Below are 7389 nucleotides of genomic sequence, written 5' to 3'. Positions count from 1 at the left end.
GAATTTTCCTGCGGGGACGTTCGGAGGCAGCGTAACCTTGTACGTCTTGTTGCCGTCGAAGTGATCGCCTTTGGAGTCGACGGCTTGGATGATGTACTGCGAGCCGATGTCCGTCAGCCGCATGATCATTGCCGGGGTTATGAAGGTGTACCCGAAAAACATGGTGGTACGGACGTTGAGCGTGCGCGCACCCGTCGGCGGATTCTGGATAATTTTGCCGTCTGCACTGACCTCAGGCGGCGGTGTCTCCATGTCGTAACCGCCGAGGAAAAGCGGGTTGAACCACGTCGAGTTGGGGTAATCATAGCCACCGTCGGAGGGACGCCACTTAAAATTCAGGGTCCGCGCAGCTGCGTTTCCAATCGCTGCCGCGTCGGTCAGGATTTTCTTCATCCGCTCGTCGGGGCTGAAAGGCTTGCCCTTCACGATACCGATGGCTGCCAATGATCCCATGATTTCGCGCGGGGCGAATGGCAGACGCGCTGTGGCGACATGAAAATGGCGGCCTCGGGGGGCGGCCTGGGACCGCCTTTTTCATGTTCAGTCAGCCTCTCGACCACCCTCAGATGCGGAACGACCACAACAGGCAAGCCAGGGTGGCGATGGCGAAGATGGCGAAGAACAGGCTGCGCAAGAGGAGATTGCGTCGGAGTTCGTTCATCGCCAGGTGACAGCCGACGATCGCTGCGACGAACAGGAAGCGCCAGTCGAGCAGGGCCCATGGCGCGCTTGTCTGTCCGAAGGCCCAGCGCGCCGCGAGACAGCCGACGATGGTCGCAAACAGTGCAACGACAACCCAATGGATCGTATCCGCAGCGTTAAGCAGAACAACACTTGCGGCCTTGAGCGGCAGGATCATCATCAGCATGGCGGCAAAGAAGTAGATCGCGGCCAGGGGCAGGAACGTGTCGGCGTTGGCGATGTCGTCCAGCCGCTTCACGCCGGTGATGCCGAACGGATAGCCGTGCCGCGCCACAGCAAGGCTGAGAGCCATCAGCAGCGCCGTCAGCACGGCGACGAGGGCAAAAGAAGTGGCTGCCTTGTTCATGATGGTCCCAATGCTTGGCGAATCGGCTCGCACTCTGCGTAGCGCAGCAAAATCGGGATTTCCAATGATGAGATTAGCCGGGGTCAGCGGTGGCGATCGGAGCTGACCAGCGCAGTCTCTCAAGCTCGCGTGCGTGGAGAGTGCTCATCTTGCGGCGAGACAAGCCTGTTGCATGCGGACGACTGGCCTGGCGCCGTTGGCCGACCCGCCTTGATGTTGCTGCGCGGTCGCCCGATTCATGCCGAATTGCCAAGGCATCTCCATGCCCCGAAGGGACTCGGCGATCACGCGCCACAAGCGCCATGGATCGATAATTGCCGTCGTGCATTGTAGGTAGGGCGGACAATCAAAGCTTTTTCAGAGAGATGATGATGAATAAACTGGTTTTGAGTCTTGCACTGTTGGTGCCGCTGGCAGCCTGTTCGCAGACGCAACAGGGTGCAGCCATTGGCGGCCTCGGCGGCGCGGCGATCGGCAGTGCTGTTGCCGCCCCCGGAAATCGCGCAGAGGGCGCGCTCGTCGGTGGCGCGGTTGGTGCTGTCGCAGGCGGCCTGATTGGCAACGCAAATGAGCCCAACCAGTGTCGCTACCGCGACCGCTATGGCCGTACCTATGTCGCGCCGTGCCAGCGCGGCTACTACTGAGCCGGCTATCCACAAACAACGAAATCCCGAAGGCGCCGAGGCACCTTCGGGATATTTCTTACCACCTTTCGGAGGGTGGTTGTCGCCGGCCCAAACTTTTTCAAGGACTCAATTTTAGCCTTATCTATTTGTTTTTGARTAGATAATTGCGTTGTTCTGAGGTTCGTTGCGGGCGGCCCGCAACGCACCGCTTCTGAATTGGGCGGCGCCCCTGAAGGAAAAAATGCTCCGCGCGGCTGGTGCGCCGGCAAAGCCGTTCCACAATCTTGCCAAAATTAGCAATCGACAAAGTCTATTATTTTTATAGACTAACGGCATGATGGAGATTGCGATGGCACAGACCCAGTATCTCTCACACGGCCGGCCCGCGCAGAACGCGGCTTCGACCGTCAAGCCGGTGGCATTTGCCCAGCTTGCGTCCTACCTCATCTTCACGGTGTCGTTCGGTTTCACYGTGGCGATGGTCGTTGGACTGGTCCACTAGCAGCTCTGATTGGCGCTGGAAGTGGCGTCATGTTCTCTCAACCCAACTGAAGAAGGCTCTTGCGAGTAGCGCGTGAACCGGCGTGGGCGGCGCCAAAAACTGTTCCTGACAAGATGAAGGAGTTTGCGATGCAGATCGACTTCACCCATTGCCCGGGCGGCACAGCCGACAGCGACGAACTTCATAGTTCATTCTTCTCCGATACCGGGGTTGCGGTCCAGCAACTCAGATTGCTCGAACAATCCGGTTTCGACCGGGTGATGATAGATGACATGGGCGGCCTGCTCGCCAATATGGACCTAGCATCGCTGGCGTTACGCAGCACCCGGTCGATCGCCGTCCTTGCCTCGCATTGGCCGGGTATCGTGGCACCTGTCGTTGCAGCCCGACAGTTTGCGACCCTTGACCAGCTTGGCTCCGGCCGGTTGGCGTTGCGGGTGCCGCCGAGCCGCGACCTGCGCGAGACAAATGACGATAGCGGCCTGGTCGCCACGCTGGGGCGGACGGACGAATACCTGACACTGCTCAAGCGGCTGTGGAGCAATGCCCGACCCTTCGACCATGAGGGTTTGTTCTATCGCATCCATGGCGGCTTTGTGCCGATGAAGGCGGCCGACGGCGCTGCCATTGCACTACAGCTCGGCGGATTGTCTGGTACGGCGCTCAAAATCGCTGGCCGTCACGCCGACCGGTTCGAGTTGCCAGTAGGCGGGTTCGAGGACACAGGCCGGCTGATCGAGCGTGTTCGGGTCGCGGCCGATCCATTCGGTCGTGCGCAGCGCATTGGCTTTTCCTTGCCAGTCCATGTCGGCGAAGGCATCCAGGCATGGCAGCTTGGTGGGGCGCCGGAACAGATGGTCTCGGCGCTGGCAGGCTTTGTCGAGCTCGGCGTGACCGATTTCATCGTTCACGGACTCGATGACGCCGACTCGATCGCGGCGTTCGGGCGCCAGGTCATACCGCCGCTGCGCAAGGCCTTCAGGCGGCACGAGCCAGCGCCAGCGCACCGTCGCAACCGGCCAATGGTGCTTCGTCGGGTCGTCTGAGGCGATGGACGCGCCTCAGGCGTGGTGCAAGGCTTCGCTCAGGATGTCGTCATTGGCGGCGTCGCGCACCTGGGCGAGGCTGCGATTGTCGAGCACGCCGGCGATGGCCTGGCGCACCTCGAGCATCATGTGCCTGATCTGGCAGGTGGCCTCGTCGCAGTCGTCGCAGGGCTGGTATTGGGTGCGGCTGGCGCAAGGGATTGGCGCCAGGGGCCCGTCGAGCACGCGCACGACATGGCCGATCTTGATCTCGCTGGCGGACTTGGCGAGGCGGTAGCCGCCGTCCTTGCCCTTGCGGCTCTGGACGAATCCGGCATTGCGCAGTTCACCCAGGATGGCGTCCAGAAACTTTTTCGGGATCTTGTTGGCGGTTGCGATGTCGCCGACGAAGGCGAGCTGGCCGGCCGGCAGTTGGGACAGGTAGACGAGGGCCTTGAGGCCGTATTTGCCTTTTTTAGTCAGCATGGTGAACGCGTGTCATCGGCTTTCGGCTGCTTGTGGCAGCGTGAGGTTGCTTGCCGAGGATAACGATTCGTCCCCCATCGCATTCCGGCCTTCACCAGAGATAAATTCCACAGACTTGATATACAAGCCGAAACACGTTGATTTTCCGTAAGTTTTGCGGGTTTTCAGGCTGATTCAGCCTGCTGCGTAGACTCGGGCCCGCTCGATGGTGATGACGCCCTGTTCACGAGCGCTGACCTGGGTCTCGGGGGTGACGTCGAGTTCGATCGCTTCGCCCGACGCCGTGACCGCAAGAATGCGCCGACCAGCTGGCCGATCGATGACCCGGGCGACGGTCGCTGGGATGCCTTCGCCTGCCGAATTCCAGCCGAGATCGCTTGGGCGCAGGAAGATTTCGAYGGGGCCGTCGGGGAAGCCGGGCGCGGGGATTTTGGCGTCGCCGAGCCGGGCATGGCCGCCCGAGACGGTCGCTGCAAAGCGGTTGGTGTCGCCCAGAAAGTTCATGACGAAGGCCGAGGCCGGGTTGCGGCAAACGTCTTCGGGCGTGCCCTGTTGCACGATCTGGCCCTTGTCGAGGATGACGACACGGTCGGCGAGGTCGAGCGCTTCTTCCTGGTCGTGGGTAACGAACAGCGTGGTGATGCCAAGCTCCTGATGGATTTCGCGCAACCAGCGGCGCAGATCGCGGCGCACATTTGCGTCAAGTGCCCCAAAAGGTTCGTCGAGCAAAAGTACCTTGGGATCGACGGCGAGCGCACGGGCAAGGGCGACGCGCTGGCGCTGGCCGCCTGAGATCTGGCCGGGGAAACGTTCGCCCAGGCCGTCGAGCTGGACCAGGCGCAAAAGCTCGGCAACACGGGTGTCGATGGCGGTCTTGTCGCGGCGGGTCTTGGAAACCTTCATGCCGAAGGCGATGTTCTCCGCCACCGTCATATGCGGAAACAGCGCGTAATGCTGGAAGACGAAACCGACGCCACGGTCGCGCACCGGAATGTCGGTGGCGTCTTCGTCGCCGAAATAGATGTGACCGGCATCGGAATATTCGAGGCCCGCGACCATGCGCAGGATGGTGGTCTTGCCCGATCCGGAGGGGCCGAGCAGGGCGACGAGTTCGCCGCTTTCGATCTCCAGTGACACGCCGCGTACGGCACGGAAGGTCTCGAAGTTCTTCGCGACATTGTCGAGGCGGATTTTCATGACGAAACCTCAGCGGAAACGGTTTTTGGAGCAGCAACTGGTGCTGCAAGCGCAGGGCGGCGGCGGGCACGGCCCGCGCCCTGGCGTTCGAGCAGGACCTTGGCGATGAGTGTGACTACAGCGAGCAGCGCCAGGATGGAGGCGGCGGCGAAGGCGCCAGCCGTCTGGTAGTCGTGGTAGAGCAGCTCGATATGCAGCGGCAGCGTGTTGGTCTGGCCGCGGATGTTGCCCGAGACGACCGAAACCGCGCCAAATTCGCCCATGACGCGGGCATTGCACAGCACCACGCCGTAGAGCAGTGCCAAGCGAATGTTGGGCAGGGTGACGGAGAAGAAGGTGCGCCAGCCCGACGCGCCGAGCGATGTTGCTGCTTCTTCCAGATCGCGCCCTTGCGCCTGCATCAGCGGGATCAGCTCGCGGGCGACGAAGGGGGCGGTGACGAACATCGAGGCGAGCACGATGCCGGGCAGGGCGAACAGGATCTTGATATCGGCGGATTCGAGTGCCGGCCCGAACAGGCCCTGCAGGCCGTAGACGAAGAGATAGGCGACGCCGGTGACAATCGGCGAGATCGAGAACGGAATCTCGATGACGACAAGCAGGAAGCGGCGGCCCCGGAAGTCGAATTTGGTGATCGCCCAAGCTGCGGCGACGCCGAAGGCGGTGTTGATCGGCACGGCAATCAGTGCAGTGACGACCGTAAGCCAGATGGCGTGCAGRGTGTCGGGATGGGTGATCGCGGCGGCATAGACCTTGATGCCTTGCGAAAACGCCTGGTAGCCGATGACGGCCAGGGGGGCGATGATGACGATGGCGACCAGCGTCAGCACGATGCCGATCAGGGCGCGGCGGAAGGCTGGTGCGTCGCCGACGCGCGGCGGGCGGCCTTTGATAGAAGCGCTCATCTCAACCCCTCGCCGTGTAGCGCAGGGCGCGCGCCTGCAGAATGTTGGTGACGGCAAGCATCACGAAGGCAGTGATGAGCAGCACCGAGGCAATCGCCGCGGCGGCCTGGTAGTCGTATTCCTCAAGCCGGATGAAGGCGAGGAGTGCCGTGATCTCGGTGGACATCGGCTGGTTGCCTGCAATGAAGATGATGGCGCCGAACTCGCCGAGGCTGCGGGCGAAGGACAAGGACAGGCCGGCGAGCAAGGCGGGCGCCAACAGCGGCAGGATGACCCGCAGAAAGATCGAGCGGTCGCTGCCGCCGAGTGTTTGGGCGGCTTCCTCAAGCGCGGGGTCGAGGTCTTCCAGCACCGGCTGAACCGTGCGGACGATGAAGGGCAGGCTGGTGAAGGCCATGGCGACCATGATGCCGAGTGGGGTGTAGGCGACCTTGATACCGGCTTGAGCAAGGACCGAGCCGAACCAGCCGTTTTCGGCGAACAACGTGGTCAAGGCAATGCCGGCGACCGCTGTCGGCAGCGCGAACGGCAGGTCGACGAGCGCGTCGATGAAGCGGCGGCCGGGAAAGCGGTAGCGCACCAGGACCCAGGCTAGCGCCATGCCGAAGACGAGGTTGAAGACGGTTGCGGCCAGTGCCGAAAGTGCTGTGACGCGGTAGCTGGCAACCGCGCGCGGCGAGGAGACGATGCGCCAATAGTCCTCGAAACCGAGGCTGGCCGCCTTGAAGACCAGAGCGCCGAGCGGCAGCACGACGATGATCGAGACGTAGACGAGGGTTATCCCCAGCGCCAGGGGAAACCCTGGCAGAATGCGGCGCGCCACTGAAATGCCTTCCTGGATACATCAATGCGGAAAGCCGGCATGGCCGGCTCTCCAATTCTCAACAACAATGGGTGGCGAGGGTCAACGTTCGCCGTAGATCTGGTCGAGCAGGCCGCCCGAACCGAAATGCTCCTTCTGGACCTTGTCCCAGCCGCCGAAGACGTTCTCGACGGTGACCAGGCGAACCTCGGGGAACTGGTCCTTGAATTCGGCAGCGACGGCAGGCTCGTGGACGCGGTTGCCGTGCTGGGCGGCAATGCGCTGTCCCTCAGGCGTGTACAGGAAGTCGAGATAGGACTTGGCCAGATCGCGCGAACCGCGCTTGTCGACGACCTTGTCGACGATGGCGACCGGGAACTCCGCCAACAGGCTGACGGACGGGATGACGCTCTCGACCTTGTCGGAACCGTATCCCTTGGCGATCGAGCGGGTTTCGGCCTCGAAGGTGATCAAAACGTCACCGATGTTGCGCTCAACGAAGGTGGTGGTGGCGGCGCGGCCGCCAGTGTCGAACACCGGTACGTTGTCGAACAGCTTGGTCACGAACTCCTTCACCTTGGCGTCGTCGCCCTTGAACGCTTCTTTGGCGTAGGCGGTTGCCGCGAGATAGGTGTAGCGCGCGTTGCCCGAGGTCTTGGGGTTGGGGAAGATCACCTTGACGTCGTCGCGGACCAGATCGGACCAGTCCTTGATGCCCTTGGGGTTGCCGGCGCGGACGAGGAAGGACGGCAGCGAATAGAAAGGCGAGGCCTGGTTGGCGAAGTCCTTCTTCCAGTC

The 7389-nt window shown here is 62.3% G+C and carries 9 protein-coding genes and 1 pseudogene; 3 read left to right on the top strand and 7 right to left on the bottom strand.

Annotated elements, in window-relative coordinates; translation table 11 throughout:
• Together AC1DUU_RS18400 and AC1DUU_RS18395 are read right to left on the bottom strand one after the other, a co-directional pair.
• Positions 1-444 (bottom strand): annotated as a pseudogene (locus tag AC1DUU_RS18400) (DUF1254 domain-containing protein); the annotation flags it as partial.
• Positions 445-562: 118 nt separating this feature from the next.
• On the bottom strand, positions 563-1048 hold the full coding sequence (locus tag AC1DUU_RS18395) for a hypothetical protein (protein ID WP_476784845.1): 486 nt from the start codon (positions 1046-1048) through the stop codon (positions 563-565).
• Between the two features lie 371 nt (positions 1049-1419).
• Between AC1DUU_RS18395 and AC1DUU_RS18390 the strand changes: the two genes are divergently transcribed.
• The 3 genes from AC1DUU_RS18390 (at position 1420) to AC1DUU_RS18380 (ending at position 3222) form a co-directional block, all read left to right on the top strand.
• Positions 1420-1692: a glycine zipper domain-containing protein gene (locus tag AC1DUU_RS18390; RefSeq protein WP_476784846.1), complete on the top strand. Its 273-nt coding sequence runs from the start codon at positions 1420-1422 to the stop codon at positions 1690-1692.
• Between the two features lie 331 nt (positions 1693-2023).
• Positions 2024-2176 (top strand): hypothetical protein, encoded by a 153-nt coding sequence (locus AC1DUU_RS18385; RefSeq protein ID WP_476784844.1) that lies wholly within the window; start codon positions 2024-2026, stop codon positions 2174-2176.
• 128 nt (positions 2177-2304) lie between these two features.
• Positions 2305-3222: an LLM class flavin-dependent oxidoreductase gene (locus tag AC1DUU_RS18380; protein WP_476784843.1), complete on the top strand. Its 918-nt coding sequence runs from the start codon at positions 2305-2307 to the stop codon at positions 3220-3222.
• Between the two features lie 15 nt (positions 3223-3237).
• On the opposite strand, the gene AC1DUU_RS18375 is transcribed toward AC1DUU_RS18380, so the two are convergent.
• The 5 genes from AC1DUU_RS18375 to AC1DUU_RS18355 form a co-directional block, all read right to left on the bottom strand.
• On the bottom strand, positions 3238-3687 hold the full coding sequence (locus tag AC1DUU_RS18375; RefSeq protein ID WP_476784842.1) for an RrF2 family transcriptional regulator: 450 nt from the start codon (positions 3685-3687) through the stop codon (positions 3238-3240).
• Between the two features lie 174 nt (positions 3688-3861).
• Positions 3862-4884 carry a sulfate/molybdate ABC transporter ATP-binding protein gene (locus AC1DUU_RS18370; protein WP_476784841.1) on the bottom strand — a complete coding sequence of 341 codons (1023 nt, stop codon included), beginning with the start codon at positions 4882-4884 and terminating at the stop codon, positions 3862-3864.
• A complete protein-coding gene (gene cysW, locus AC1DUU_RS18365) occupies positions 4881-5789 on the bottom strand; it encodes a sulfate ABC transporter permease subunit CysW (protein WP_476784840.1) in 909 nt (302 codons plus the stop codon). Before cysW ends, AC1DUU_RS18370 begins: the two co-directional genes overlap by 4 nt.
• Position 5790: 1 nt before the next feature.
• Positions 5791-6612, bottom strand: coding sequence for a sulfate ABC transporter permease subunit CysT (gene cysT, locus AC1DUU_RS18360; RefSeq protein WP_476784839.1), 822 nt, complete (start codon positions 6610-6612; stop codon positions 5791-5793).
• Positions 6613-6693: 81 nt separating this feature from the next.
• Positions 6694-7389 (bottom strand): sulfate ABC transporter substrate-binding protein (locus AC1DUU_RS18355; RefSeq protein ID WP_476784838.1); only part of this gene is annotated, 696 nt, incomplete at its 5' end.

The sequence above is a fragment of the Aminobacter sp. P4_H6_2 genome, assembly GCF_056400805.1.
The sequence above is the reverse complement of the archived record's forward strand: the minus strand, read 5'-3'. Positions and strand labels throughout refer to the sequence as shown.